The following is a 26,887-nucleotide window of genomic DNA, read 5'->3' as shown; positions in this document are numbered from 1 at the left end:
CGGCGGGAACCGGCACCGCCTGAGGCGGCCGGGCGAGGGGCCGCGGCGCTCCCGCCCGGCCGCCACGGGGTGGGGTGGGGGAACGTGGAGTAAGGGGTCACCGTGGTCGGCCGGCGTGGGGTGGCGTCGGGAGCGGTTGGCGCGGGGTGTGCGGCGTCGCCGTGATCGGTCGGCGCGAGGTGGATGGCGTTGAGAGTGAGCGGGTGACCGGGCAGGGGAGGCGGCGTCGGGATCGGGCGGGTGAGGGGCCGCCGTGATCGGTCAGCAGGGGGTGGGCGGTGAGGAGATCATGTCGTCGAGGGCGCGCCGGGCCTCGAGGGCCCGCTCGTGCCAGACCGGCAGGCCGATGTCGGCGAACTCCCGCACCGCCCGGTCCAGCATGGTCGCGGCCAGCTCGTGCTCACCGCGCTCGGTGGCGAGCCGCCCGCACGCCAGGCGGGCGCGGGCCGCGACGAAGGGCTCCCCGAGCCCCTCGGCCAGCAGCAGCGCCGCGTCGAGCCGGTTGGCCGCGTGGTCGAGTTCGCCCGCCAGCAGCTCGGCCTCGCCCATCCCGAGCAGGCCGTACGCCTCGCCGATGCGGTCTCCGGTCGACCTGGTGGCCACCAGCACCTGCCCGAAGGCGTCCTTCGCCCGTGCCGGGTCGTTCTGGCGCAGGTGCAGCAGCCCCAGCCTGTTGAGGATCTGCGCGACCCCCCGCGCGTTGCCCAGGTCGCGGTAGACGGCCAGCGCCGTCTCCAGGAGCGGGGCCGCCGCGTAGGGGCGGTCGTGCTCGATGTGGATCTGGGCCATGCTGCCGAGCACGTGGGCCTCGGCGTGCCGGTCACCGACCTCGCGGAGCATCCGCAGCGCCCGCCGGTAGCTGTCGAGCGCGGTCTCCGCCCGTCCCTCCACCCGATCGATCAGCGCCGCGTTGCGCAGGGTGAGGGCCTGGCCGTGCCGGTCGCCCACCGCCTCGAAGAGCGGCAGCGCGGCCTCCAGGTACGGTCGCGCGTCGGTGTAGCGCTGCCGGAACAGGGCGAGCGTGCCCAGTGAGTAGCGCATCGCCGCCTCGCCGCGCCGGTCGCCCGCGCGCAGGGCGACGGCCAGCGCGGTCTCCGAGGTGTGCCGCCAGTCGTCGAAGTGGCCCTGCGCCTCGAACAGGGTGATCGCCGTCATCGCCAGGTCCCAGCACATCTCGCTCAGGCCGAGCCGGGCGGCCTGTTCCACCGCCGCCACCAGGCCGAGCCGCTCGCCGCGCAGCCAGCCGGACGGATCGGCGAGCAGGCGGTCGGAGGTGGCCTCCCCGCAGTCCCAGCGCGTCCCGCGGCCGTGCAGCACGGTGTAGTCGCCGCCGTACTGCCGCCGGTGCGCCTGTTCGGCGAGCGCGAGGTAGCCTCCTGCCAGCCGGGTCAGCGCGGCGTCGGTGGCGCAGGGAGGGTCGTCGGTCGCGCCGCGCTCCCTGGCGTGCAGCCGCACCAGGTCGTGGACGCGGTAGCGGGGCTCGCCGGCGCCGTCCTGGCCCGCGTACTCGACGAGCTGCGCCTCCATCAGCCCCTCGAGTATCTCCTCGGCTTCACGCGATCGGGCGTCGAGCGGTCCGGCTTCACGCCGTTCGGCTTCACGCGGCCCGGTGCCGTACGGTCCGGCTTCATGCGTTCCGGCTTCGATCGAGTCGGCGCCGAGCAGGGCCGCGGCGACCCAGCCGGCGAAGTCGGGCGTCTCGACCAGGCCGAGGCGGCGGAACAGGGTACGGCCGGGCTCGCCGAGGCCGGAGTACCCGAGGGCGAGGCTGGCCCGTACCGACAGGGTGCCGTGGGTGAGCTCGTCGAGCCGGTCGTGTTCGGCGGCGAGCCGGGAGATCAGCCGGTCGACGCTCCAGTGCGGCCGGGCGGCCAGCCGCGCCCCGGCGATCCTGAGCGCCAGGGGGAGGTGCCCGCACAGCTCGGCCAGCCGCCCGGCGGTGGCGGTGTCGGCGGCCAGCTCGACCCGGCCGGTGATCGTGCCCAGCAGCCGGACGGCGGCGGCGTTGCCGAGGACCCCCAGGGCGAGCCGCTGCGCGCCGGGCAGGGCGGTCAGCGCGCCGCGGCTCGTCACCACCACCGCGCAGCCGTTTCCCGCGGGGATGAGCGGCTCGATCTGCGCCTCGTCCGCGGCGTCGTCCAGGAGCACCAGCACGCGCCGGTCGGACAGGCGGGCGCGGAACACCTCGGCGCGCTCGTCCAGGCTGTCGGGGACGGCCGTCCCCGGCGTGCCGAGGGCGCGCAGGAACCGGCTGAGCGCGTGCGACGGCTCGACCGGTTCGGCCCCGGCGCCCCGCAGGTTCACGTACAGCTGCCCGTCGGGGAAGTCGTCTCGCAGGTCGTGGGCGGCCTGCAGGGCCAGCGCGCTCTTGCCCACCCCCGGCATGCCGGAGACGGCGCAGATCACCGGTCCGGTGGCGAGGCGGTCGCGCAGGACCGAGACGAGCCAGCGCAGCTCGGTGTCGCGCCCGGTGAGGTCGCTCACCCCGGCGGGGAGCAGGAACGGGGCCGGATCGGGAGGGGCGGTGGAGTCCGGGTTCTTCGCCGGTGCCGCCTCCGGCCGGGGGTCCAGGCCGACCTGGGTGTCCCCGCGCAGGATGGCCTGTTCCAGCGAGCGCAGCTGCGGTCCGGGTTCCAGGCCCAGCTCCTCGGCCAGGACGATGCGGACGCGCCGGTAGGCGTCCAGCGCCTCCGTACGCAGCCCGGCCCGGTGCATCGCCACCATCAGCCGCGCGGTCGTGGACTCCACCAGCGGATCCTCGGCGACCATCGAGAGCAGCTCGGGGATGACCTCCGCGTGCCTGCCCAGCGCCAGGTCGGTGTCGATGCGCTCGGTCAGCACCCGCCTGCGGTCCTGCTCCAGGCGTTCGGCCGCCTCCGCCAGCTGGGCCACGCGGTCCAGCCCCGAGAAGGCCCGGCCGTTCCACAGCGCGAGCGCCTCCCTCTGCAGGAGGGACGCCGCCTCCAGCTCTCCCTGCTCCAGCGTCCACCTGGCGCGCTCGGCCAGGTCGGCGAAGTGCCAGGCGTCGACCTCCTCCGGCCGCGCGGACAGCATGTAGCCCGAGCGGTCGTGCCGGATCCGCTCGGGGGCGTCGAGTGTCTTACGCAGCCGGTGCACGAGCACCTGCAGGTTCTTTCCGGCGCGCGGTCCGAGATGCTCCCCCCACAGCGCGTCGATCAGGGTTTCCGCCGCCACGATGCGCCCCCGCGCGCAGACGAGGAGCGCCAGCAACTGTTCCTGCCTGCGTGAGGACAGCGGTACGGGACGCCCGTCGTTGATGATCGTCACATCGCCGAGTACCTGGAATCTCATCAAGCTCCCCGAACGGCTCACGGATCTCAGGGGGCGAGGTGAACGGCGCCGCGCCCGGAGGTTATGGACTGCCCGATTCCGGCGAGAATAGCTCGGATGATCTTTTAACGGTAGCTCGCCGGTATTCGTTCCCGGCGGGAGGGGAAAGGGGCCTTTCTTCCCGTCCGCGCCTCACGGATCCCCACGGCCGCGCCTCGCGAATCCCCTCGGCCGCGCCTCACGAATTCCCCGGCGAATCTCCCGGCCGCGCCTCACGAAGCCCGGGGCGACGCCGTGCTCATTTGGTAACGGTGACGTAACAAGCCTTTACCGATGATTCCGTCCGGTGATTGACTCCGGTCATCCACTGTAAGCGCTTCCACTCCCTGTCGCGGTTGAGTGTAAGCGCTTCCACTCGCGGGGAGGTCGGACGACAGGTGTCAAACAGTGACGAAGGTCAGGGTGCGACCATCTACGAGGTCGCGCAGCGGGCGGGCGTCTCCATCGCCACCGTCTCCCGGGCCCTGCGCAACACCGGCCCCGTCGCGGCCGGGACGCGCGAGAAGGTGCTGAGGGCGGTCGAGGAGCTCAGCTTCACCCCGAGCCGCCTCGGCGTCTCCCTGGCCCAGGGCCGCCACGCGGCCAACGGGATCGTCTTCCCCGACCTGTCGGGCCCCTACTTCGCCGAGGTCCTCCTCGGGTACGAGGAGGTGGCCTCCGAGCTCGGCCGCTCCGTGCTCATCCTGTCCACACGCGGGCGGGCCCCCGTGCAGGACCTGGTCAGGGACCTCGTCGGCCGGGTGGACGGCATGGTGATCTTCGGCAGGACCGTCGAGGACGCGGTGGTGGACGAGATCGTCAGGAGCAGGACCCCGCTGGTCCTGCTGGCGCGCGATCCCGTCGAGCGGGCCGACGCGGTCTCCAGCGAGAACACCGCGTCGGCCGAGGCGCTCGCCACCCACCTGCTCGGCCACGGCTACTCCACCTTCGCCCTGGCCGGGGACGACGACCGGGGTGACGTCACCCAGCGCTGGACGGGGGTCAGGCGGGTCCTGTCCGGCCGCGGGATCCGGCCCCCGGAGCCGTTGCCCTGCGAGCTCACCGTGGAGGGGGGGTACGCGGCGGGGCGGACGCTGCTCGGCGGAAAACCAGGCGGGAAACCAGGCGGGAGATCCGGCGGGGCACAGCGCCCCGAGGCGGTGATCTGCGCCGACGACCAGGTGGCCCTCGGCGTCATCCTGGCGGCCGAGGAACTCGGCCTCGACGTGCCGGGCGACGTGGCGATCACCGGCTGGGACGACATCATGGCCGCCCGCCACGCCAGGCCCGCCCTCACCACGGTGCGCCAGCCCATGCGCCTGCTCGGCGCCCGCGCCGCCCGCGCGCTGGACGAGCTCATCAGGGGCACTCGTACCGTCCCGAACTCCGAGATTCTCCCCACCCAGCTGATCGTCCGATCCAGCTGCGGTCCTCACCCCCTGGAGGAAAAGTGAAGAAGTACGCCGTCGGGATTCTCGCGCTGGGACTGGTGCTCGCCGGGTGCGGCCGGAGCACCGGAGGGGCCGCGGAGCAGGCGAGGGACGTCGACACCGGCAAGGCCACCGGAGAGATCACGATCTGGGCGATCGGGGCCGAGGGGGAGGCTCTGGGTGCCTTCGCCAAGGACTTCGAGACGGCCAACCCCGGCATCACGGTCAAGGTGACCGCGCTCGGCTGGGACGTGGCCCACGACAAGATCACGGCGGCCATCGCGGGGAACGCCACCCCCGACGTCACCATGCTGGGCAGCACCTGGATGGGCGAGATGGCCAAGACCGGCGCCCTCGACCCCACCCCGGCCAACCTGATCGACAAGTCGGCGTTCTTCCCCGGCGCGTGGGGCACGGTCGAGGTGGAGGGGACCGCGTACGGCGTGCCCTGGTACGTGGAGACCCGCGCCCTGTACTACCGCAAGGACATCGCCGAGAAGGCGTCGGTGAAGCCGCCCGTCACCTGGGAGGAGACCACCGCCTTCGTGAAGGCGCTCAAGGAGAAGGGCGGCGCCTCGCTCGGCGTCGAGCAGAACTTCCGGCAGGGCTCCTGGCAGGAGCTGCTGCCGCTGGTGTGGCAGGCGGGGGGTGAGATCATCTCGGGCGGGAAGTGGACGCTGGACACGCCCCAGATGGTTCAGGCGCTCAAGCAGTACGGCTCGTTCTTCGAGAGCGGGCTCTCCAGCACCGACCAGCCGACCGGCGCCTTCCCGCAGACGTTCGTCAAGGGGAAGGTCGGCGCCTTCTACTCGGGGCCGTGGATGATCGCGGGCCTGGAGAAGGAGGGCGGCGACGGCTTCGGGGACAAGTTCGCCGTCGCGCCCTACCCGAAGGGGAGCGCGGGAGGCCCCAGCCTGGTCGGCGGCAGCGACATGGTGGTCTTCAAGGACGCGAAGAACCGCGAGGCCGCCTGGAAGTTCCTGCGCTGGCTCGTCGACCCCAAGGTCCAGGCCACCTGGTACACCAAGGTCAACGCGCTGCCCAGCGTCGAGGCCGCCTGGCAGGACCCGGCGCTGACCGCCGACGAGCGCGTCACCGTCTTCGGCGAGCAGCTCAAGGACGCCAAGGCCGTCCCCGCCGTCCCGACCTGGGAGCAGGTGGCCAAGGTGATGGAGGCCGAGATCGAGAAGATGGCCCTGGGCAAGCAGACGGCCGAGGAGACGGCCAAGAGCATCCAGGGACAGGCCGAGACCATCGGGACCGGGGTCTGACCGTGGTGGTCAGCGAGCGGGTGGGCTCGCGCGAGCCCACCGCACCGGCCCCCGCCAGGGAGCGGCGATCCCGGGGCGGATTCCGCCGTACCGGCCTGGCCTGGATCTTCGTGACGCCCTTCGTCGTGATGTTCGCGGTGTTCTGGGCGGGGCCGCTCCTCGTCGAACTCGGCATGAGCTTCACCGACATGCGCAGCACCGACGTGCGCGACCCCCTCGGGGTGAACCTCGTCGGGGTCGACAACTATCTGCGACTGTTCGACGACGAGCTCATGCGCAAGGCGGCGGTCAACACGCTGATCTTCGTGGTGACCGCGCTCCCGCTCACCATCGCCCTCGGCCTGGGCGCGGCCGTGGCGCTGAACTCGGGGATCGCCCGGCTGCCCGCCGCGTTCTTCCGGCTCGGCTACTACCTGCCGTACGTCACCAGCATCATCGGCGTCGCGGTGGCCTGGAGGTTCCTGCTCGAACCCGACGCGGGGCTGGTCAACCAGATGCTCGCGGCGGTGGGCGTGGAGGGCCCCCGCTGGCTCGCCGACGAGAACCTGGCGCTTCCCGTGATCATCGTCATGACCGCCTGGCGGAGCTTCGGCTTCGACATGGTCGTCCTGCTGGCCGCCCTGCAGGGCATTCCCAGGGAGCTGTACGAGGCGGCGGAGGTCGACGGCGCCGGACGCTGGGAGCGTTTCCGCTCCGTCACGCTGCCGATGCTCCGCCCGGCGCTGCTGTTCTGCACCGTCTACAGCTCCATCGGGTTCGCCCAGTTCATGGAGGAGCCGCTGGTGATGACCAGGGGAGGCCCGGCGGGAGCGACCACCTCGGCGTCGCTCGCCATCTACAACCAGTTCGGCTCCGGCAACTACGGCTACGCCGCCGCGGCGGCGAGCGTCCTGTTCACCGTGATCGTGGCCTTGGCGGTCCTGCAGTTCCGGGTCGGGAGGTCCAGATGAGACCGGTTCAGGGCCGGGAGACTCCCGCGAAACCGGCTTCGGGCCGGGCGGCCCGTGTGGGGCCGATGCCGGGCCAAAGGGCCCTCGTGAAACGCCGCCTCTCCACGTACGCGCTGCTCAGCGCGGGACTCGTGCTCGTCGTGCTCCCGTTCGTCTGGACGCTGCTCACCTCGTTCAAGCCGGAGACCGAGATCAGGCGGTCTCCGCCGGATTTCCTGCCGACGCAGTGGACGCTCGGCAACTACGGCGAGCTGCTGGAGAAGATGAACATCACGCAGGTGTTCGTCAACAGCGCGGTGGTGGCCCTCGCCACCGTCGCGGGCAACCTGCTGTTCTGCTCGATGGTCGGATACGCCTTCGCCAAGATGGCCTTCCGCGGCAAGAACGTGCTCTTCGCGCTGGTCCTGACGCAGATGGCGCTGCCGGCCATCGTGGTGATGATCCCGCAGTTCGTGCTCATCGCGAAGCTCGGCCTGGTCAACACCTTCCTCGGGATCATCCTGCCCGGCCTGGTCACCCCGCTGGGCATCTTCCTGATGCGCCAGTTCATCGCGGACATCCCCGACGAGCTGATCCACGCCGCGCGGGTCGACGGCGCCAAGGAGTTCCGGATCTTCTTTCGGATCGTCATGCCGCTGTGCAGGCCCGCCCTGGCCACGCTCGGCCTGATCACGTTCCTCGGCTCGTGGAACAACTTTCTCTGGCCCGCGGTGGTGGCCCAGAGCGAGGACAAGTACACGCTGCCCGTCGCCCTGGCGATCTTCAACGGCTACCAGGGGACCCAGTACGGCCTGCTCATCGCCGGGGCGGTGGTCGTCGTGCTGCCGGTCCTGGTCCTCTTCGTCTTCCTGCAGCGCTTCTTCACCCAGGGCATCGCCTCCACCGGACTCAAGTGAACCCACGTAAGGAGCCCCCCGTGCGTCGTCGTCACGTGGCCGCCCTGGCGGCCTGTCTCGCCCTGATCACGGCCGCCCCCTCTCCCGCCTCGGCCGCCCCCTCTCCCGCCTCGGCCGCCCCCTCCCCAGCCCCCTCCCTCTCCGCGTCTCCCCTCGTCTCCCCCGCTGTCCCCTTGACGGCTTCGACGGCTTCGGCAGCGGGGCGGCGGGAACTGCTGCGCCGCTACGCCGCGGACACCTGGAAGTCCATGGACGCGATGGTCGACCCGGCGACCGGGCTGCCCTCCGACAAGATCGAGGGCTCGCTCGATCCCGCGACCCGCGCCAAGGTGACCTCGCCGACCAACATCGCCACCTACCTGTGGAGCACGGTGGCCGCCCGCGACACCCACCTCATCTCCCGAGGTGAGGCCCTGCGCCGCGTGGTCAGAACGCTCGGCTCGACGGCGAAGCTGGAGCGCCACGCCCCGACCGGCCAGTTCTACAACTGGTACGACCCGCGCACGCTGCAGGTCGTGCGCATCTGGCCGGAGAACGGTTCCACCGTCCAGCCGTTCCTGTCCAGCGTCGACAACGGCTGGCTCGCGGCGGCCCTCATGATGGTCCGCGGCGCCGTGCCCGAGGTGTCCCGGCAGGCCGGGGCGCTGCTGAAAGGCATGGACTTCGAGTCCTACTACGACCGGCAGGCGCGGCCCGACGCGGGCACCGGCCTGCTGCGCGGCGGGTTCTGGCCGGAGAAGCCCACGGGCTGCTCGGTCGAGAGCGACTACAACGGCTCGGGGACGACGGTCCACTCCACCTGCCACCACTACGGCGCGCTCACCGAGGCCAGGATCGCCAGCTACGTCGGCATCGCCCTCGGCCAGCTCCCGCCCGAGCACTACTACGGCATGTGGCGGACCTTCCCCGACACCTGCGACTGGTCGTGGGCCGAGCAGAAGCCGGTCGGCACCTGGCGCACGTACATGGGCGTCAACGTCTTCGAGGGCACCTACGGCTACCGCGGCATGCGCCTGGTGCCCACCTGGGGCGGCAGCATGTTCGAGGAGCTGATGGTGACCCAGCTCGTGCCGGAGGACGTCTGGGGCGCCAAGAGCTGGGGCCGCAACCAGCCGGTCTACGTGGCCGCCCAGATCGAGCACGGCATGAACGACGCGAAGTACGGATACTGGGGCTTCTCCCCGTCCAACGACCCCGCCGGGGGCTACCGCGAGTACGGCGTGGACGCGATCGGGATGGACACCCCCGGCTACACCTCCGACCAGGAGCGCACCTCCGTCGACTACGGGTTCGAGGGATGTCGCGAGGGGCAGCCCGAGCCGCAGTCCTACGGGGACGGCGTGGTCACCCCGCACGCGTCGTTCCTCGCGCTGCGCCACGCGCCGGACGCGGCCCTCGGCAACCTCGCCAGGATCAGGGCGAACTTCGACGCCTACGGGCCCGGCGGTTTCTACGACGCGGTCGCCGTGCGCAGCGGCAAGGTCGCCAAGCAGTATCTCGCCCTCGACCAGGGAATGATCATGATCGCGCTCGGCAACGCGCTCACGGACGACGGCATGCGCCGCCACTTCGCGACCCGCGACGTCACGGCCAAACTCGCCCCCGTCCTGCGCCAGGAGGAATGGGCCGTCGTGCCCGCCAAGTAGGCCGCACCCCAACGCGCACACCCAGCAACCGACCATCGGGGAGACGTATCCATGAGCACGGCCGACGACGCACGCCGAGACTGGCAGGCCCGCATCTACCGGACGTCGGGGGAGGTGACCGCGGCCGGACAGGTCGAGGTCGCCGCCCCCCGCGGCCTGCGCGCCGACAGCGGAGGCGGGCACGTCACGCTGACCTGGGAACCGGTGGCCGGGGCCATCGGCTACACCGTCCACCGCGCGCCCGCCGAGGAGGGGCCCTACACCTCGACCAAGCAGCGTGACGTCGACGTACCGGCCGTGCCGGATCCGCGCTACGTCGACACGCGCGGGGAGCCGGCCTGGTACCGGGTCGCCGCCGTCACCACCATGGAGCGGACCGGCCCCTTCACGGGGCCGGTGTTCGCCGCTCCGCTCGCCGAGCCGGGCGCGACGGTTCTGCGGGTCGACGCCTCCGCGACCACGCGGCCGCTGCCCAGGCCGTGGAAGTACATGATCGGCTCCGAGCACCTGTCGTACATGCTGTCCGCCGACACCGTGGGCGGGCGCCCGATCGGTCCGGAGCTGACCGAGGCGCTGCGGACGATGCGGGAGGAACTCGGCGTCGAGACCGTGCGCGCCCACGCGATCCTCTGCGACGACCTCGGCGTCTACCGGGAGGAGGGCGGCAAGCCCGTGCACGACTTCAGCCGGGTGGACGAGGTCTACGACACGATCACCGCGTTCGGCATGCGGCCGATCGTGGAGCTGTCGTTCATGCCGCGCGACCTGGCCTCCGACCCGTCGAAGACGGTCTTCGGCTACGGGGCGATCATCTCACCGCCCAGGGACTACGACCGGTGGGGCGACCTGGTCCGCGACCTCACGCAGCACCTCGTCGACCGGTACGGCCTGCGCGAGGTGATCGACAACTGGGCCTTCGAGGTGTGGAACGAGGCCAACCTGGAGGTCTTCTGGAGCGGTACGCCGCAGGAGTTCTTCCGCCTGTACGACGTGTCGGCGGCGGCGGTCAAGGACGTCCACCCGGACCTCCGCGTCGGCGGCCCGTCGTCGGCGGCCAACGGCTGGGTCCAGGAACTGATCGACCACGTGGACGCCTCGGGCGCGGCGCTCGACTTCGTCTCCACCCACACCTACGGCAACGCCCCGCTCGACTGGCGGCCCACCCTGGAACGGCACGGCCGCGCGGGCACGCCGATCTGGTGGACGGAGTGGGGGCCGACCCCCACCCACTTCCACGGCATCGGCGACGGACCGTTCGGGGCGGCGTTCCTGCTGCACGGGATGAGGTCGGCGGCCGGACGGGTGGACGCGCTGGCCCACTGGGTGGCCTCGGACCACTTCGAGGAGCTGGGCCGCCCACCGGCGCTCTTCCACGGCGGGTTCGGCCTGCTCACGGTCGGAAACCTGCGCAAGCCCCGTTATCTCGCGCTCACCCTGGCCGACAGGCTCGGCGCGGACGAGCTCGCCTGCTCGGCCACCGGCGACGTCGCGGGAGTCGAGGCGTGGGCGGCGCGCTCGGCCACCGGCGCCGTCGGGGTGCTGGTGTGGAACGGCACCCTCGACCAGGACAGGGCCGACGGCGAGGAGATCCTGTCGCGCGAGGTCACCCTCACCGTCGAGGGTCTGGCGGGGGAGTACACGGTCGGCCACCACCGGATCGACGAGCGGCACTCCAACATACGGGCGGTCTGGGCGGAGATCGGCGGGGGCGCCGACTGGCCCGAGGGCGAGCAGTGGGAACGGCTCCACGCCGCGAACGGGCTGGACGAGCTGGAACCGGCCCGTACCGTCCGCGCGGAGGCCGGGACCCTGCGGCTGGAGTTCACCCTGCCCATGCCCGCCGTCTCCTACCTGGAGTTCACCCCGGCCTGACGGGCGCGTCCACGAGCCGCCGGTGAGGGGTCGTGTGCTCCGCCTTTTCACGTGCCGGGGGGCGCGGGCCGGGGCGGGGCTCGGCCGATCGCGCTTCCGGCGGGATCGTCGCGTCGCTTTCGGGAACCGCGGGCACGCGGGAGGGCAACAACGGATGTCCTGACCGAGAGCCGAGAGGCCGGATATGAGCGAAACGAGCCGGACCCGGACGAGGGCGGGCGGCACCCTCCCCGTCGACGAGACGGGGGACCGTGACGCCCTCCCCACCGGCGGGGCGGGGCGTCACGACGCCCTTCCCGCCGGTGGGGCGCGCGACCGCTCTCCCGCCGGTTCCCTCGTCGACGAGACGGAGGCCGACGACGCCTCCCTCATCGTGCTGTCACGCCGGGAGCCGGAGGCGTTCGCCGCGGTCTTCCACCGGCACGCGCCGGACATCAAGCGCTACGTCACCCGGCGACTGGGAACCGACGCGGCCGAGGACGTCGTGGCGGAAACCTTCCTCGCGGCGTTCCGCGGGAGGGATGGCTACGACCCGGCGCAGCCCAGCGCGCGTCCGTGGTTGTACGGCATCGCGACCAACCTGATCAGGCGGCACAAGCGCGTCGAGGTGCGGCAGCTGCGCGTTCTCGAACGGACCGGCGTCGACCCGGTGACCGTCCCGTTCACCGAGCGCAGCGACGAGCGGCTGAGCGCCGATGCCGCGCGGCGGAGACTGGCGGCCGCCCTGGCGAGGCTGCCGGCGGGCCACCGGGACGTGCTGCTGCTGGTGACGTGGGGCGGCCTCACCTACCCGGAGGCCGCCCAGGCGACGGGCGTCCCGGTGGGCACGGTCCGCTCGCGCGTCAACCGGGCCAGGAGCAAGGTGCGCAAGGAACTCGGCGGGGTCGACCCCACGTCCATCAGCGAGGAGCCCTTCCATGAATGAGATGACCCAGCTGGACCTGCTGCGCTCGGAGGTGCCCAGGCCCGACCGGGCGGAACTGCGCGCGGAGGAGCGGCGGTTGCTGTCGGAGATCGCCGCCCTCGGCGCGGCGCCCGGCCGTAGGGCCCGCCGCCCGGTGAACCCGCGGAGGAACCTCCGGCTGAGCCTCGGGACGAGCCTGGCGGTGGGGGCCGGGGCCGCGCTGGTCGTGGGACTCGGGTTCACCGGCACCGACCCGATCTCCCGGCCGGGGCCGGCCGTCAGGGTGACGCCCGTGGCGATGTCGGCGGTCCTCCAGCGGGCCGCCGACACCGCGAGCGAGCGGGACGAGTTGCGTCCGAGGCCCGGCCAGTTCCTCGCGTACGAGCTGCAGGTCATGTTCCCGGTCAAGCTGAAGGAGGGCGGGAAGGAGGTCCGCTACCTTGACCGCAGCCTGTTCAAGGTGTGGCTGCCGGTCGAGGGTTCCCCCCTGGACGGAGGGGTCATGTCGAGCGAGCATCTGGAGCCGAGGCCGTTCCCCGGGGAGCCGCTGCCCGCCGAGGCGGAACGGCGGGCGGGAGGCGTCGGGGCACCGTCGAAGCTCACCGGCTACGACATCCGTGCCGAGCACCGGCGCACCGACTACGCCTACCTGAGCCGGTTGCCCGCCGATCCCGCGAAGATGCGCGAGCACCTCTACCGGGGTCTGGCCCAGGACCCCCTGGCCGACTACAAGGCGTGGGGGAATGTCGGCTCGATGATCACGCAGGCGTACCTGCCGTCCGCCCAGCGAGCCGCGCTGTTCCGGGCGGCCGGTACGATCCCCGGCGTCGAGACCGTCGACGGGGCCGAGGACGCCGCCGGGCGCGGCGGGGTCGCGGTGGCCATGGCCAACAGGCTCGGCGGGGTGCGGCACGAGTACATCTTCGACCCCGTCACCTACCTGTACCTGGGCGAGCGCGTCGTCGTGACGGACGCGGCCACGGCGGGAGCGCCCGAGGGCACCCTGCTGACCTCGACGGCGCAACTGAAGGTCGAGGTGGCCGACAGCGCGCCAGAGGTGACCGGTCCCGCGTCCGAGTGACCGACGGCGCGCCCGAGGCGAACGGTCCCGCGTCCGGCAGCGCACGGGAAGCACACGACTAGCACGGACCGTGCAATTGCGACGCACGGGTCGAGTGGTATTAATCCACACTCTTATCAACAGTTCAAGGGCTGGCGAATCCACCATTCTCTGTCACCATTGCCCCATGCATGCCTTCCGTTTTGTTCGCGCCGCGGTGTTCGCGGTCGTGTGCGTGACGGTGTCGCTGGCCATGCATGTGCTGGCCGGAGGCAGCCCGGTGGGACCGGGTGCGCTGGTCTGGGCGGTGCTGCCGACCGCGGCGGGCGCGTTCGTGCTCGCCCGGCGGCAGCGTGGTTTCGGCATGCTGCTGGGCGCGGGTTTCGCCGCGCAGTACGGCATGCACCTCTGGTTCACCTCCGGCGCGGTACCACCGTCGACCGGGCACGAGCACGGCGCCGGTGACCTGTCCACCGGCCTGTTCATGCTGCTGGTGCACGCCGTGACGGCGTTGCTGTCGGCCCACTGGCTGGAGCGGGGGGAGTGCGGCCTGGCCGCGCTCCTGTTCCTGCTCTTCGCCACGGTCCTCACTCTGCTGCGGTGGCGCGCGCCCGTCGCCTGCCGCGTCGCGCCCCCCGCCGCGCCCGACGACCGGGTGCCACCGACGACCCGGCTGCTCGCCGCCGCCGTCTCGCGCCGCGGGCCGCCCGCGCTCTCGCACGCCGTCTGACATCGGGCCGTCGCGCCCGGACGCCGCCGTGCCCTCGCGGGCCCGCGCATCCGAGCGCCGTACCCTCCCAGGCCGCGGGTCGTCGCGCCGTCGCGTCCTCCCCCGGCTGGTGAGCCCGATGTCGGCTCTCACCGGCTCCCGGTAGTACCGGCAGCACCTGCCAACGCCAAACGTCAACGGGCCGCGAGCCCGGCTCCCACCACGCCTCCGGCCGGTGGGAGCCGGAATCCCGCCTGCCCTTCCGCGACGCCGAACTGAACCTCACACCGCGGTGGCGCGTACCTGACGGTGCGCGCGTTCCCTGTGAACGGAGAACTCCCCCCATGACGTCTGACGTCGAGATCCAGCCCGAGACCGGGCCGTCCGGTTCCTCCCCGGCCCCCGTGTCCTCCGTGTCCCCGGTGCCCTCCACCTGGGCGACGCTGCGCTCGCTCCTGCTTCGCCTGCACTTCTACGCCGGGATCCTCGTCGCGCCCTTCCTGCTGGTGGCCGCGACGACCGGCCTGCTGTACGCCGCCTCCTTCCAGCTGGAGAAGGTGGTCCACTCCCACGAGCTGACCGTCCCCGTACCGGCCGGGCAGCAGAAGCTGCCCCTGGCGCGGCAGGTCGCCGCCGCCACCGCCGCGCATCCCGGGGGAACGGTCGGAGCCGTATGGGCCTACGACGAGCCTGGCGCGACGACCCGGGTACTGTTCAACGATCCCGCCCTCGCGGAGAGCGTCCGCATGGCGGTCTTCGTCGACCCGTACACCGCCCAGGTCCGCGGGACGCTGGAGAGTTACGGCGGCTCGGGCGCCCTGCCCGTACGGACCTGGATCTCCCAGCTTCACCGGCACCTGCACCTGGGCGAGCCGGGACGCATCTACAGCGAGATGGCCGCCAGCTGGTTGTGGCTGGTCGGGCTCGGCGGCCTGGTGCTGTGGCTGACCCGCCGCCGCCGTGCCGGTCAGCGGCTGCGCGGCGTCGTCGCCCCCGAGCGCGGTGCCCGCGGCCTGCGCAAGACCCTCTCCTGGCACGGCTCGGTCGGCCTGTGGGCGCTGGTCGGCCTGCTCGCCCTGTCGGCCACCGGCCTGACCTGGTCGAAGTACGCGGGAGCCAACGTCGACGTGATCCAGAGGGCGATCGGCTGGGGCACCCCGTCGATGCCCGTCTCCGGCGGTCACGGTGACCACGGTGGCCACGCCGGAGGGGACGCGGGCGCGGCCCCGGCCGCCGACCCCGACCAGGTCGTCCGGGCGGCGGCGGGCAAGGGCCTGTCAGGACCCATGGAGATCGTCTGGCCGGCCGAGGCCGGCGACCCGTACGTCGTCAAGGAGACGGACCGCCTCTGGCCGCAGCGCAACGACCAGGTGGCGGTCGACGCCGCCACCGGCCAGGCGGTCGCCGAGCTGCGCTTCGACGACTTCCCCATCGGCGCCAAGCTGACCCGGTGGGGCATCGACGGGCACATGGGCGTGCTGTTCGGCCTGGTCAACCAGATCCTGCTGGCCGTGCTGGCCGTGGCGCTGATCTCGGTCATCGTGTGGGGCTACCGCATGTGGTGGCTGCGCCGCCCGACCCGCGGGTTCGGCGTCCCCTACGAGCGCGGCGGCCTGCGGCGGCTGCCCCTGGCCGTGGTCCTGCCCCTGGCGGCAGTGGCGATCGCGGTGGGCGTGTTCCTCCCGCTGCTGGGCGTCTCGCTGCTCGCCTTCCTCGTGGTCGACGTCGTCCTCGCCAGGGTCGCGGCGTCGCGCGCGAGGAAGCCGGAGACCGGCGAGCCCGGCGGGTCGGACGAGCCCGGTGAGTCCGCCAGGTCCGGCAAGACCAGCGAGTCCGAGGCCGGGGTCTCCGGCTGAGACCCGCCGACGGCGACTGAAGACCTTCCAGGATCAGGACCGGCCGATGACGAGTGACATCGGCCGGTCCGGCCGAGACGGCGGGGGTGCGGCGTGGGGCGCACGCCGCATCCCCGCCCCCCGCTCAGTCGGGGTGGTGCTGGTGCTGCAGGTAGGCGGCGGTCTCGGGGTTCGCCGGGAAGTACGCCTCGATGGCCAGCTCGGCGACGGTGATGTCCAGCGGGGTGCCGAAGGTGGCCATGGTGCTGAAGAAGGCCAGCTCCCGGTAGCCGCGGCGGAGCCGGAGGGGGATCACGATGTCACCCGGGCCCGGCCGGTCTATCTCCGGCTCCGGCTGGTCGCAGGGGTAGTCGTCGAGCTCCTGCCAGAGCGCCGCCAGGTCGGGGTCGGCTGTGAGGCTCATCTGGCGGCGGAGCCGGTGCAGCAGGTGGGCCCGCCACTCGCCCAGGTTGATGATCCGCTGGGCCATGCCCTTGGGGTGCAGGCTCAGCCGCAGCACGTTGACCGGGGGGACGAGCAGCTCCGGCGCGACCCCGCGCAGCAGCACCCCGGTCGCGGCGTTGCGGTCGATGAGGTTCCAGCGCTGGTCGACGACGATCGCCGGGTACGGTTCGTGCCCGCTGAGCACCTGCCCCAGCGCCTCCCGTACCGACGCCATGTGCGGTGAGTTGAGCGGCGTCTCCGCGTAGAGGGGCGCGAACCCGCCGGACAGCAGCAGGTGGTTGCGCTCGCGCAGCGGAAGCTCCAGCTCCTCGGCGAGGTGCAGGATCATGTCCCTGCTCGGTTTGGACCGGCCCGTCTCCACGAAGCTCAGGTGCCGGGTGGAGATGTCGGCCTGGATCGCGAGGTCCATCTGGCTCATCCGCCGTCGTTCCCGCCACTGGCGCAGAAGCTCGCCTACCGGCCGGGACGCGCTGGTGGTGGTCACGTACGCCACGATAATCGGGGCTCCTCGGCGAAACCATTACCACGCACGTAACGCACGTCATGATGTCGTACGCGAGCCGGTGTCTCACGTTTCGCCGAGAATCTGAATCGCTGGCCACCGCGATCCATGTTGGCTAGAATTATGTACATGACTGTCCTTCCTCTCGCGGACGCGCGAAACCGGCTCTCCGGCATCGTCGAGTCCGCCGTCAGCACCCATGAGCGATTTGAGATCACTCGTAACGGCCTGCCCGCCGCTGTTCTGCTGGCCGCCGACGACTACGAGACGATGCGCGAGATGATCGAGATTCTCGCTTCGACGGAAACGGTGGCGGCCATTCGCGAAGGGCTCGCCGACCTGGAGTCGGGGCGCGTCTCCTCCCTGGAGGAGGTGGAGGCCGAGCTCCGCCGGACCGGTCGCCTGTGAGCAGGCGGTATGAACTCAGCCTCACCCGCCGCGCCAGGCAGGATCTCGCCGAGCGACTACCGGCGAAGATCGTGCCGGCGGTCTGGGAGTTCATCACCGGCCCGCTTCTGGACAACCCTCACCGGGTGGGCAAGCCTCTCGACGAGCCCCTCGCCCCGCAGTGGTCGGCGCGCCGGGGCGACTACCGGGTGCTCTATCTGATCGACGACGACACGATCGTGGTCCAAGTGATCACCATCCAGCATCGGTCGGACGCCTACCGATCGCGGTGAGAGGTGATCCCGGTCAGCGGCGGCGGACCTTGGTGGCGAGGCGGTTGAGGATGCGGTCCCACTCGGTGCCGAAGGGGTTGTCCTGGACGAGGTAGGTCCAGGTGGCGGTGGGGCGCTTGAGGCCCGCGCCTTCGAGGTCGAGGCCCTCGTCGGTGACGGAGGCGCTCTCGAAGGTCTCGACCGAGCGTGCCTCGATCTCGGCCAGCAGGCGCTGGTAGGCCGGGACGGCGTCCTTGTGGAACTCGTCGATCGGGTTGAGGCGGCCGAGGACCCGCAGGTGGATGCCCTCCCGCAGCTCCGCCAGGTACGCCAGGTGGTCGGCCCAGCCGCGGTCGAGGTGGAACAGGACGATCTGGCGGGCCGCCTCGTGGAGCACGTCCTCGCCGACGCTCTCCTGAAGCTCCGCCCACCGCTCGGGGGCCGCGGCGGCCAGGGCGTCACCGGCCACGTTGTCGCGCAGGACCCGGTCGCGGCGCTCCAGCAGTTGGCCACGCTGGCGCTCCAGCAGGCGGGTGTAGCGCCAGGTGTTGCGGTGGATCTCCATGTTGACGCCCTCGGCCACCCGCTGGGCGTGACCCACGAGGGAGTGCTCCGGCACGCCCTTGGCGTACTCGTCGGCGACGTAGTGGGTGATCAGCTCGTCCTCGCCGCTGACGAGGAAGATCGAGCCTCCCGGGTCGCCCTGGCGGCCCGCGCGCCCGCGGAGCTGGTCGTCCAGGCGGCTGCTGGTGTGCCGGCCGGAGCCGATGACGTACAGGCCGCCGAGCTCGTCGACGCCCTCGCCGAGGCGGATGTCGGTGCCGCGCCCGGCCATCTGGGTGGAGACCGTGAGCGCGCCGCGCTCCCCGGCCCGGGAGATGATGGCCGCCTCCTCGGCGTCGTTCTTGGCGTTGAGGACCACGCACTCCAGCCCGCGCCCGCTCAGGGTCAGCGCCAGGCGCTCGGACTCGGCCACGTCCAGGGTGCCGATCAGGATCGGCCGGCCGGTGGCGTGCACCTCGACGATCTCCTCGACCAGCGCGAGATCCTTCTCCATGCGGTACTCGAAAAGGCGGTCGGGCTCGTCGATCCGCACGCACGGACGGTTGGGCTGGACCACGGCCACCTTGAGGTCGTAGAACTCCCGCAGCTGGTCGCCGACCGCCACCGCGGTGCCGGTCATGCCGCACTTCTCCGGATAGCGGGTGATCAGCGCCTGGACGGTGATCGAGTCGAGGATCTCGCCGGTCTCCGACGGTGAGAGCGCCTCCTTGGCCTCCACCGCCGCCTGCAGCCCGTCGGGCCAGCGCTGCAGCAGCGCCACCCGGCCCCGCGACGGGTTGATCAGGTGCACCTTGCCGTCGCGGACGATGTAGTCGACGTCCTTGGTCAGCAGGGCGTGCGCGTGCAGCGCGAGGTTGACGTCCGTCAGGGTGGCCGGGGTGTCGTAGAGGTCGAGACCGAGCGCCTGCTCGACGGTGTCGATGCCCTTGCCCGTCAGGTGGACGTTGCGCGCCTGGTCGTCGAGCTCGTAGTGGTAGCCCTTGACCAGCTGCCTGACCAGCGCCGCCATCTCCGGCACCGAGTCGCCGGGGTCGGCGGCACCGGCCAGCACCAGGGGCACCCGGGCCTCGTCGACCAGCACGGAGTCGGCCTCGTCGACCAGCGCCACGGCCGGTGCGGGCACGATCAGGTCGTCCACGCGGGTGCTCAGCCGGTCGCGCAGCACGTCGAAGCCGATCTCGCTGACCGAGCCGTACGTCACGTCCGCCGCGTAGGCCGCCCGGCGCTCGTCGGGCGTGGAATTCTGCCCGATCCAGCCGCTGGAGACGCCGAGCGCCTCGTAGAGGGGGCCCATCCACTCGGCGTCACGCTGGGCCAGGTAGTCGTTGACCGAGATGACGTGGACACGCTTGCCCTGCAGGGCGTATCCGGCGGCGGCCATCGCTCCGGACAGGGTCTTGCCCTCGCCGGTGGCCATCTCCGCGACGTTTCCCGACAGCATCGCCAGCATGCCGACCAGCTGTACGTCGTACGGCCGCAGGTCGAGCGTGCGGCGCGCGGCCTCCCGCATGATCGCGCAGAACTCCGGGAGGTCGTCGGCCGACGGCGCGGGCAGCTCGTCGAGCGCGCGGATCCGCTCCTCGCGGGCCCCGGCCTCCGCGACGACCCGCTCGAACTTCGAGAGGTCGATGGTGCCGGGGCGTTCGAGGAACCGCCTGAAGAGCTGGGTAATCGAGGCCACGTTCCCTCCAACGCCCGTTCCCGGGCTCGCGTTCCGTCTCTCCGCACATTGTGGTGCAAAGATCGGCCGTTCAGGATCGGGGTGCGTCCATCAGGTTTTTGGGGCACCGGTGACTTGCCATGCCATAGCGCGATAAGTCGGACGCGATTTTAGCCAACAAGTCGTGGACATCCACAATGATCGGAACAAAGGTTGGGACATGGCCTTCTCCGATTACCAGTACGAGATCTACCTCAACGGCCTGGCCGGGAGCCCGCCCCCGTACTCGACGTCCGTCGCCGAGCTGGAGCGGGTGGCGCGCGAGCGGCTCGACCCGGAGCCGTACTGGTACGTGGCCGGTTCCGCGGGGACCGGCGCGACCGAGCGCGCCAACCGCGAGGCGTTCGACCGCCGAAGGATCGTGCCCAGGATGCTCCGCGACGTCTCGGTGCGGGATCTCGGCGTCGAGCTGTTCGGCAGGGCCTATCCCGCGCCGCTGGCACTCGCCCCGATCGGGGTGCAGTCGATCGTGCACCCGGACGGCGAGCTGGCCACCGCCAGGGCCGCCGCCTCGCTCGGCATTCCCATGATCCTCAGCACCGCCGCGTCCCACACGCTGGAGGAGGTCGCCGAGGCCGACGGCCCCCGGTGGTACCAGCTCTACTGGCCGCACGACGACGACGTCACGCTCAGCCTGCTCGACCGGGCCGCCAAGAACGGCTACGACACCCTGGTCGTCACCCTCGACACCTGGACCCTGGCCTGGCGCCCGCACGACCTCGACCACGCCTACCTGCCGTTCCTGCGCGGGACCGGCCTGGCGATCCCGCTGTCGGACCCGGTGTTCCGCTCCAAGCTGGCCCGCCCGGTCGAGGAGGACCTCAACGCGGCGATCATGCAGTGGGCGCCGATGTTCAACGGCCGCTCCCACACGTGGGACCAGCTGTCCCTGCTCCGCGACAACTGGGACGGGCCGATCGTCCTCAAGGGGATCCAGCACGTGGACGACGCCCTGCGCGCCGCGGACGCGGGCATGGACGGTGTGGTCGTCTCCAACCACGGGGGCCGCCAGATCGACGGCGCCACGGCCTCGCTCGACGCGCTCCCCGCGATCGCGGCGGCCGTGGGCGACCGGCTGACCGTGCTGTTCGACTCGGGCATCCGCACCGGTTCCGACATCTTCAAGGCCCTCGCCCTCGGCGCGCGGGCCGTGCTCCTCGGCAGGCCGTACGTCTGGGGCCTGGCGGCGGGAGGCGAGGATGGCGTGCGCCACGTGGTGCGCGGCCTGCTCGCCGAGCTCGACCTCACCCTCGGCCTGGCGGGCTACAGCGGTCCCGCCGACCTCGACCCTTCCGCCCTGGAGGCGCCATGAGCCTGTCCGACCTGCGGCCCGTTCCCGCCGACCAGCTCGTCTTCCGGCTGCCGCGGAAGTTCGAGACCGTGGAGGAGGAGCGCCGCCACCGCCGGGAACGCCTGGTCGCGGCACTGCGGCTGTTCGGCAGGTTCGGCTTCGAGGAGGGGGTGGCAGGCCACATCACCGTCCGCGACCCCGAGCACACCGACCACTTCTGGGTGAACCCGTTCGGCATGTCGTTCAAGCACATCAAGGTCAGCGACCTGATCCTCGTCAACCACGAGGGCCAGGTGGTCGACGGCCGCTACCACGTCAACCAGGCCGCGTTCGCGATCCACTCGATGGTTCACCAGGCCAGACCGGACGTGGTCGCCGCCGCCCACAGCCACTCGGTGCACGGCAAGGCGCTGTCGTCGCTCGGCACGCTCCTGGAACCGCTCACCCAGGACGCCTGCGCCTTCTACGAGGACCACGCCCTGTTCGACGACTACACCGGCGTCGTCGTGGAGACCGAGGAGGGCCGCCGCATCGCCCAGGCCCTGGGCTCCCACAAGGCCGTCATCCTGCGCAACCACGGGCTTCTGACGGTGGGCGACAGCGTGGACGCCGCCGCGTGGTGGTTCATCACGATGGAGCGTTCGTGCCAGGCCCAGCTCCTGGCCAAGGCCGCGGGGCCCACCGTCCGGATCACCCACGAGAACGCCAAGCTCACCCACGGCCAGATCGGCAACGACACGGTCGGCTGGATCAACTTCCAGCCCCTGCACGACCAGATCACCGCCACCGAACCGGACATGTTCGACTGACGTCCCGCGGGGCGCACGGACGTCCGGCCGATGACCCGCGAGCCGTACGGTTTCCGCCCGGCCGGCGGCTCCGGGGCACGGCCACGGTCACGGCACCGCGAGCCGCACGCCCTTCGCGGGGGCGTGCGGCTCGCGTTCCGTCCCGGGGGCCCCTCGCGCGGCTACACCGGGGCGGTCGCCTGTCCCCTCTCCTTCAGGGCGAGCAGGGCGACCGCGCCGAGCAGCAGGACGCTCCCGCACACCGCCGCCGGGGTGAGCCGTTCGCCGAACAGCAGGATTCCCAGGATCGCCGCGCCGACCGGCTCCACGAGGGAGATCACGGCGGCCGTCGTGGCCCGTATCGCGGCGAGACCGGTGAAGAAGAGCCCGTAGGCCAGGGCCGTCGGGACCGTGCCCAGATAGGCGACGACCGCCCAGGAGACGAGCGGATCACCGGAGGGCAGCAGGCCCTCGGCCGGCGCGACGGGGAGCAGGCAGAGACCGCCGACGACGAAGCCGCCCATCGCGGTGGCGTACGGCTCATCGCCCGAGGCCCGGTTGAGCAGGGTCACGCCCGCGTACCCGGCCGCCGACAGCAGCGCCCACCCGATGCCGGTCACCGAGAAGGTCGCCGACCCGTCGTCGAGCGTCAGCATGGCCAGGCCGGTCAGGGCGATCGCGACCGCGCCCAGCCCGGCCGAGCTCAGGCGCTCGCCCAGCAGCCGCCCGCCGGCGGCCACGAGCACGGGGGTGGCGCCCATCGTGACCACGGTCGCCATGGCCAGGCCCGATTCCGCGATCGCCGCGAAGTAGGCCGTCTGGTAGACGGCCATCGCCACGCCGGTGACCAGGACCCGCCCGAACACCGGGCCCCGCCGGACGAGACGGGCCCGCCGGAGGGCGGCGAGCTGCGCGGCGGGCCGGGGCTTTTCGAGGGTGGGGCCGCATTCGGTGTGCCGAAGCTTTTCGTGAGCCGGGCCGCGTTCGGTGTGCCGAAGCTTTTCGGGGGCCGGGCCGTATTCGGTAGGACGGGTCTTTTCGAGGGCCGGGCCGCGTTCGGCGGGACGGGCCTGCCGGTCGGTGGTGATCGGTTCGGCGGGCCGGGGCTTTCCGAGGCCGAACAGGAGCCTGGCCAGCAGGAGCACGGCCGCTCCGGCGGCGAACCGCCAGAAGGAGACGGCGACGGGGCCGAGCCCGCCCGTCTGGTGGAGCAGCGCGGCGGCCGCGCCGCCGGTACCCCAGGCGGTCGCCGCGATGGACACGTACAGCAGGCCCCGCCGCACGGAGACATGCGTCATGGAGATCTCTCCAGATGAGGTGGTCGTCGTCAGGTCGCACGTATGCGGACGGCAAGCACCCACCGGACCGCTCGGGTCCGGTCGTCAGGAGAGAGGGCCGCCCGCTAGTGGGCGGTCGGCGGGGAAACGATCAGGAACACGGAATCACCCTAGCCAGACGCCCATAGCGGCGGCCACCACTTATCCCGGCCCGTGCCCCGGTGCCCGCTTTACCCCGGCCCATGCCCCGGTGCCCGGCACGGGAGCCGTGCCGACACCCGCTCCGACATCCGTACCGGCACCCGCTCCGGGAAGTGTTTCGGCAAGCCTGACAGCAGCTGACAGGTATGGGCGAGACGATCGTTCTATGACCACGAAAGCGCAACTTCTCGCCGTGAACATCGACTGTGCCGAGCCCAGGCGGCTGGCCGAGTTCTACGCGGCCGTCCTCGGCTACGAGGTCCAATACGCGGAGGACACCTACGCCGGTATCGGCGACGGCACGATGAGCATCTACTTCCAGCAGAACCTCGACCGCAAGCCGTCCACGTGGCCGGGGCCCGACAAGCAGTTCCACCTGGACGTCCGCGTCCCCGACCTGGAGGGGGCCGTCCGGGACTACCTGGAGCTCGGAGCCACCCGGCCCGACTTCCAGCCCGGCGAGGGGAAGTGGGTCGTGCTCGCCGACCCCGAGGGGCACCTGTTCTGCGTCTGCCCGCCCAGCGGCCAGTGACCGCCGGCCGTACGGACACCTTCGGGCCGGGTGACCGTTCGTGACCCGCTCCGAGGTCGATCGCCGGTTGATCGCCGACCGCGCGAACCTCCTGGACCCGGAGACCTTCCGGGGGTGATCACCGGCCGGCCGGACCCCGGGACCGGGTGACCGTCCGAGGTCCCGTGGCTCGGGGGCGGGGCGTCGCTCCGGACGATTGGACGATCCGGGAGGGATGCGCTGGAGTTGCCTTCCGGGTTCTCCTCCTCCCGGAGGGAGGGGAGGGCCCGTTCTCCCTCGCCCGAGGCGTGCCCGAAGGCGGAGGTCCCCACCCCCGAGGAGGACTGATGAGGCGGCACCCCGGGCGCCGGACGATCGGCGTGATCTCACTCGTCGCGGCGGGGGCGGTGGCGGCGGCCGCGCTGGTGGCGAGCCGCGCCGGGGCGCCGGACCTGGCGGCCTACGTGCCCCTGCCCGGCCTGCTCGCTCTGGTGGCCGCGGTGCTCGCGGGGGTGGGCGCCGGGCTGACCCTGGCGCGTCCCCGGCGGGACGACCGCGAGGCACTGCGCGTTCTGTCCTGGTGGTGGGTCCTCACCGGCGTCGTGCTCATCGTCGTGTCCATGTGGAGCGCCACGGCCGTCCTGCTGTTCCTCGCGGACACGGCGCCGGACGCGTCCAAGCGCGTCGAGATGCGCCTGGACGCGGTGAAGACCGGCCTGACCGTGGGCGCCGGGGCCGTGGGACTGGTGGCACTCCTTCTGGGCGTGCGCCGCCAGTGGCTCGGGGAGCGCACGCAGGCCTACCAGGAGTACGACGCCGGAGAGCGGCGCGTGACCGAGCTCTACACCAAGGCGACCGACCAGCTCGGGCACGACAAGGCCGCCGTGCGCCTGGCCGGCCTGCACGCCCTGGAACGCGTCGCGCAGGACAATCCCGAGCACCGCCAGACGATCGTCGACGTGATCTGCGCCTATCTCCGCATGCCTCCCGTCCCGGCCGAGCCGGGGGAGGGGGAGTCCGCGGGCCAGGAGGAGTCGATCGACCCGCAGGAACTCCAGGTGCGCGCCACGGCCCAGGGAATCCTCAGGAACCACCTGCGCTGGAGCAGATCCGAGCCGGTACGGCCCGTCACGTTCTGGCCGGACATCGACCTCGACCTCACGGGCGCGCGGCTCGTGAAGCTGGGGTTCGTCGACTGCCGGATGCGGCGGGCCCGGTTCGGCGGGGCCAGGTTCGAGGGGTTCGCCCGCTTCGACAGGGCCACCTTCGAGGACGTGGCGGTGTTCGGGGGAGCCGTCTTCACCGGCAGGGCCGCCTGGGGGGAGGCCAACTACAAGGCGGGCTTCGAGGGGGCCGTGTTCAGGGGTGACGTCATGTTCCGGGAGACCGTGTTCGCGCTCCGGGCGGATTTCAGGGAGGCCACGTTCGAGCGGGCGGGGCTCTTCAACCGGGCCGTCTTCAAAGACCGGGCCCTTTTCCGCGGGGCCACCTTCGCGGGGGACGCGCTCTTCGGCGACGCGGCGTTCGAGAACGAGGCCGTCTTCCGCCAGGTCACCTTCGGGGGAGGGGCGTCCTTCACCGGGGCCGTGTTCGCCACCGCGCCCGCCTTCTGGGAGGCGACGGTGGGGGAGGCTCCCGGTGTCCGGCGGTCCTGGTCCACCGGCTGGCGGGAGGCCGGTCGTGACGACGGCTCCGGCGTCGTGCGTCTCGTCCGTGACGACGGCTCCGGCACCGCGCCTCCCGGCCGCGATGACGGCGCCGCGCGTCTCGTCCCGAAGGACTCCCCGGCCGACGAACCCGACGGCACCCGGACCGGCGACGGCGGTTCGGGTGCCGATCAGGCCCAGGCCGATGACCAGGACGCCGGGCATGCCCGGAGTGCCGGTTCGTGAGAGTGTTTTCCGCCCGGTGGGGCGTGGCACCCTCGCCGGCACCGGCTGGGCGGTGCCTCGGCGCATGTCGTACGGCCGGGGAAGGTCCCTACCCGTTCGTCGTGCGCCCTAAGCTTGCGGGATGACCCGTGAATCGCTTCTTTCCGGATGCCCCGTCCGCTATGTGGGGTGGCGATGACCTGGGTCGGGATATCCATCGCCCTGGTCGGCGCGCTGGGCTACGCCCTGGGAGCCGCGCTCCAGCAGTTCGAGGCGGTCTCCGAGGGCGCCTCGCTGAAGCTGATGAAGCGGCCCCGCTGGTGGCTCGGCGGCGTCATCGGGTTCACCGGGGCGTCCCTGCACGCCGTCGCCCTCAGCTTCGCGCCGCTGATCGCGGTGCAGCCGATCAGTGTGGCGACGCTGGTGTTCGCGGTACCGCTGGCGGCGATGCTGCACGGCAGGCGCCCGCACAAGGCGGAGATCATCGGTTCGGCCGCGGTGGCCGTCGGGCTGCTCGGCCTGCTGCTGTTGGTCCCCGCGCACCCCGTGAGACCCCACATGACGAACCAGGAGGCCCTGGGCTTCCTCGGCTGCGTCGGGCTGGTCGTGCTGGTGAGCCACCTGCTGGCGCGGAAGATGACCGGCTCGGCCCACGCGCTGGTGCTGTCGGTCGCCGCGGGTGCGGTGACGGCCAGCGTCTCCACCTTCGTCCGGGTGGTGGGCGGCAACTTCGACGGCGACCTGGGCGCGCTGCTCAACTGGTTCACGTTCGCCATCCCCGTGCTGCTCATCTGCGCGGTCGTGCTGCTGCAGAAGACCTACGAGGTGGGTTACTTCGGCATCTCCTACGCCGCCGTCCAGATCGTCGACCCGATCACCTCGATCCTCGCGGGCGCGCTCCTGCTCGACGAGGCGGTGCCCAGCGGCTGGCTGAACGTGATCCCCGCCCTCCTCGCCGCCGCGCTGCTCGTCTGGGGGACGATCACCCTGGGACGTCTCTCCCCCGACCAGGGGATCAACGCCCCGGCGCGGGAGAAGGCGGGCGTCTCCTAGCGGGCGTGCCCGCACGGGTCCCGCCGGGCCGCTTTCCTTCTCCACGCCCCGGGGTCGCCGGGCCCTGATACCCCGCCGCAGA

At 72.0% G+C, this 26,887-nt stretch carries 21 protein-coding genes; 17 read left to right on the top strand and 4 right to left on the bottom strand.

The window, feature by feature from the left end:
• Positions 1-261 precede the first annotated feature (261 nt).
• On the bottom strand, positions 262-3,312 hold the full coding sequence (locus ACSDR0_RS01835) for a BTAD domain-containing putative transcriptional regulator (protein WP_435286924.1): 3,051 nt from the start codon (positions 3,310-3,312) through the stop codon (positions 262-264).
• Positions 3,313-3,728: 416 nt separating this feature from the next.
• Between ACSDR0_RS01835 and ACSDR0_RS01830 the strand changes: the two genes are divergently transcribed.
• The 10 genes from ACSDR0_RS01830 to ACSDR0_RS01785 all read left to right on the top strand — a co-directional run bounded on the left by ACSDR0_RS01830 (position 3,729) and on the right by ACSDR0_RS01785 (position 15,924).
• Positions 3,729-4,784 carry a LacI family DNA-binding transcriptional regulator gene (locus ACSDR0_RS01830; protein ID WP_435286923.1) on the top strand — a complete coding sequence of 352 codons (1,056 nt, stop codon included), beginning with the start codon at positions 3,729-3,731 and terminating at the stop codon, positions 4,782-4,784.
• Positions 4,781-6,031, top strand: a complete 1,251-nt coding sequence (locus ACSDR0_RS01825; protein WP_435286922.1) for a sugar ABC transporter substrate-binding protein — start codon at positions 4,781-4,783, stop codon at positions 6,029-6,031. Before ACSDR0_RS01830 ends, ACSDR0_RS01825 begins: the two co-directional genes overlap by 4 nt.
• Before the next feature lie 2 nt (positions 6,032-6,033).
• A complete protein-coding gene (locus tag ACSDR0_RS01820) occupies positions 6,034-6,981 on the top strand; it encodes a carbohydrate ABC transporter permease (RefSeq protein WP_435286921.1) in 948 nt (315 codons plus the stop codon).
• Between the two features lie 86 nt (positions 6,982-7,067).
• Positions 7,068-7,877 carry a carbohydrate ABC transporter permease gene (locus ACSDR0_RS01815; RefSeq protein WP_435286920.1) on the top strand — a complete coding sequence of 270 codons (810 nt, stop codon included), beginning with the start codon at positions 7,068-7,070 and terminating at the stop codon, positions 7,875-7,877.
• A gap of 20 nt (positions 7,878-7,897) precedes the next feature.
• Positions 7,898-9,523: a glucoamylase family protein gene (locus ACSDR0_RS01810; protein WP_435286919.1), complete on the top strand. Its 1,626-nt coding sequence runs from the start codon at positions 7,898-7,900 to the stop codon at positions 9,521-9,523.
• A 51-nt stretch (positions 9,524-9,574) separates the two neighbouring features.
• The gene (locus tag ACSDR0_RS01805) at positions 9,575-11,395 is read left to right on the top strand and encodes a GH39 family glycosyl hydrolase (protein WP_435286918.1); all 1,821 of its coding nucleotides are present in this window, start codon (positions 9,575-9,577) and stop codon (positions 11,393-11,395) included.
• A gap of 184 nt (positions 11,396-11,579) precedes the next feature.
• Entirely contained in the window at positions 11,580-12,320 is a 741-nt protein-coding gene (locus ACSDR0_RS01800; protein ID WP_435286917.1) for an RNA polymerase sigma factor, read from the top strand.
• Complete coding sequence (locus tag ACSDR0_RS01795) at positions 12,313-13,380, top strand: CU044_5270 family protein (protein WP_435286916.1); 1,068 nt, start codon at positions 12,313-12,315, stop codon at positions 13,378-13,380. The genes ACSDR0_RS01800 and ACSDR0_RS01795 overlap by 8 nt, the downstream gene beginning before the upstream one ends.
• A gap of 166 nt (positions 13,381-13,546) precedes the next feature.
• A complete protein-coding gene (locus ACSDR0_RS01790) occupies positions 13,547-14,089 on the top strand; it encodes a hypothetical protein (protein WP_435286915.1) in 543 nt (180 codons plus the stop codon).
• Positions 14,090-14,412: 323 nt separating this feature from the next.
• The gene (locus ACSDR0_RS01785) at positions 14,413-15,924 is read left to right on the top strand and encodes a PepSY-associated TM helix domain-containing protein (RefSeq protein ID WP_435286914.1); all 1,512 of its coding nucleotides are present in this window, start codon (positions 14,413-14,415) and stop codon (positions 15,922-15,924) included.
• A gap of 124 nt (positions 15,925-16,048) precedes the next feature.
• Here the strand turns inward: ACSDR0_RS01785 and ACSDR0_RS01780 are convergent, their stop codons facing one another.
• Positions 16,049-16,852 (bottom strand): helix-turn-helix domain-containing protein, encoded by an 804-nt coding sequence (locus tag ACSDR0_RS01780; RefSeq protein WP_435286913.1) that lies wholly within the window; start codon positions 16,850-16,852, stop codon positions 16,049-16,051.
• Positions 16,853-16,999: 147 nt separating this feature from the next.
• On the opposite strand from ACSDR0_RS01780, the gene ACSDR0_RS01775 reads away from it, so the two are divergent.
• Complete coding sequence (locus ACSDR0_RS01775) at positions 17,000-17,278, top strand: type II toxin-antitoxin system Phd/YefM family antitoxin (protein ID WP_435286912.1); 279 nt, start codon at positions 17,000-17,002, stop codon at positions 17,276-17,278.
• The gene (locus ACSDR0_RS01770; RefSeq protein ID WP_435286911.1) at positions 17,275-17,550 is read left to right on the top strand and encodes a type II toxin-antitoxin system RelE family toxin; all 276 of its coding nucleotides are present in this window, start codon (positions 17,275-17,277) and stop codon (positions 17,548-17,550) included. Before ACSDR0_RS01775 ends, ACSDR0_RS01770 begins: the two co-directional genes overlap by 4 nt.
• Before the next feature lie 13 nt (positions 17,551-17,563).
• Here ACSDR0_RS01770 and secA2 read toward each other — a convergent pair whose 3' ends face one another.
• Positions 17,564-19,774 carry an accessory Sec system translocase SecA2 gene (gene secA2, locus ACSDR0_RS01765; protein WP_435286910.1) on the bottom strand — a complete coding sequence of 737 codons (2,211 nt, stop codon included), beginning with the start codon at positions 19,772-19,774 and terminating at the stop codon, positions 17,564-17,566.
• 199 nt (positions 19,775-19,973) lie between these two features.
• Here secA2 and ACSDR0_RS01760 point away from each other — a divergent pair, with 199 nt between their 5' ends.
• Together ACSDR0_RS01760 and ACSDR0_RS01755 are read left to right on the top strand one after the other, a co-directional pair.
• On the top strand, positions 19,974-21,125 hold the full coding sequence (locus tag ACSDR0_RS01760) for a lactate 2-monooxygenase (protein WP_435286909.1): 1,152 nt from the start codon (positions 19,974-19,976) through the stop codon (positions 21,123-21,125).
• Entirely contained in the window at positions 21,122-21,913 is a 792-nt protein-coding gene (locus tag ACSDR0_RS01755; protein ID WP_435286908.1) for a class II aldolase/adducin family protein, read from the top strand. Before ACSDR0_RS01760 ends, ACSDR0_RS01755 begins: the two co-directional genes overlap by 4 nt.
• 161 nt (positions 21,914-22,074) lie before the next feature.
• Here the strand turns inward: ACSDR0_RS01755 and ACSDR0_RS01750 are convergent, their stop codons facing one another.
• Complete coding sequence (locus ACSDR0_RS01750; RefSeq protein WP_435286907.1) at positions 22,075-23,190, bottom strand: DMT family transporter; 1,116 nt, start codon at positions 23,188-23,190, stop codon at positions 22,075-22,077.
• Positions 23,191-23,536: 346 nt separating this feature from the next.
• Between ACSDR0_RS01750 and ACSDR0_RS01745 the strand changes: the two genes are divergently transcribed.
• The 3 genes from ACSDR0_RS01745 to ACSDR0_RS01735 all read left to right on the top strand — a co-directional run bounded on the left by ACSDR0_RS01745 (position 23,537) and on the right by ACSDR0_RS01735 (position 26,805).
• Positions 23,537-23,902: a VOC family protein gene (locus ACSDR0_RS01745; protein WP_435286906.1), complete on the top strand. Its 366-nt coding sequence runs from the start codon at positions 23,537-23,539 to the stop codon at positions 23,900-23,902.
• Positions 23,903-24,228: 326 nt separating this feature from the next.
• Positions 24,229-25,773, top strand: a complete 1,545-nt coding sequence (locus tag ACSDR0_RS01740; RefSeq protein ID WP_435286905.1) for a pentapeptide repeat-containing protein — start codon at positions 24,229-24,231, stop codon at positions 25,771-25,773.
• Positions 25,774-25,947: 174 nt separating this feature from the next.
• Entirely contained in the window at positions 25,948-26,805 is an 858-nt protein-coding gene (locus ACSDR0_RS01735; protein ID WP_435286904.1) for a DMT family transporter, read from the top strand.
• Positions 26,806-26,887 lie beyond the last annotated feature (82 nt).

This window comes from Streptosporangium sp. G11 (assembly GCF_051192615.1).
Taxonomy (GTDB): Bacteria; Actinomycetota; Actinomycetes; order Streptosporangiales; family Streptosporangiaceae; genus Streptosporangium.
The sequence above is the reverse complement of the archived record's forward strand: the minus strand, read 5'-3'. Positions and strand labels throughout refer to the sequence as shown.

What these genes read in the sequence shown, in the direction of transcription:
- ACSDR0_RS01835 (WP_435286924.1), bottom strand. Translation starts at nt 3,312, where the DNA reads ATGAGATTCCAGGTACTCGGCGATGTGACGATCATCAACGACGGGCGT.
- ACSDR0_RS01805 (WP_435286918.1), top strand. Translation starts at nt 9,575, where the DNA reads ATGAGCACGGCCGACGACGCACGCCGAGACTGGCAGGCCCGCATCTAC.
- ACSDR0_RS01800 (WP_435286917.1), top strand. Translation starts at nt 11,580, where the DNA reads ATGAGCGAAACGAGCCGGACCCGGACGAGGGCGGGCGGCACCCTCCCC.
- ACSDR0_RS01795 (WP_435286916.1), top strand. Translation starts at nt 12,313, where the DNA reads ATGAATGAGATGACCCAGCTGGACCTGCTGCGCTCGGAGGTGCCCAGG.
- ACSDR0_RS01790 (WP_435286915.1), top strand. Translation starts at nt 13,547, where the DNA reads ATGCATGCCTTCCGTTTTGTTCGCGCCGCGGTGTTCGCGGTCGTGTGC.
- ACSDR0_RS01785 (WP_435286914.1), top strand. Translation starts at nt 14,413, where the DNA reads ATGACGTCTGACGTCGAGATCCAGCCCGAGACCGGGCCGTCCGGTTCC.
- ACSDR0_RS01775 (WP_435286912.1), top strand. Translation starts at nt 17,000, where the DNA reads ATGACTGTCCTTCCTCTCGCGGACGCGCGAAACCGGCTCTCCGGCATC.
- ACSDR0_RS01760 (WP_435286909.1), top strand. Translation starts at nt 19,974, where the DNA reads ATGGCCTTCTCCGATTACCAGTACGAGATCTACCTCAACGGCCTGGCC.
- ACSDR0_RS01755 (WP_435286908.1), top strand. Translation starts at nt 21,122, where the DNA reads ATGAGCCTGTCCGACCTGCGGCCCGTTCCCGCCGACCAGCTCGTCTTC.
- ACSDR0_RS01750 (WP_435286907.1), bottom strand. Translation starts at nt 23,190, where the DNA reads ATGACGCATGTCTCCGTGCGGCGGGGCCTGCTGTACGTGTCCATCGCG.
- ACSDR0_RS01745 (WP_435286906.1), top strand. Translation starts at nt 23,537, where the DNA reads ATGACCACGAAAGCGCAACTTCTCGCCGTGAACATCGACTGTGCCGAG.
- ACSDR0_RS01740 (WP_435286905.1), top strand. Translation starts at nt 24,229, where the DNA reads ATGAGGCGGCACCCCGGGCGCCGGACGATCGGCGTGATCTCACTCGTC.
- ACSDR0_RS01735 (WP_435286904.1), top strand. Translation starts at nt 25,948, where the DNA reads ATGACCTGGGTCGGGATATCCATCGCCCTGGTCGGCGCGCTGGGCTAC.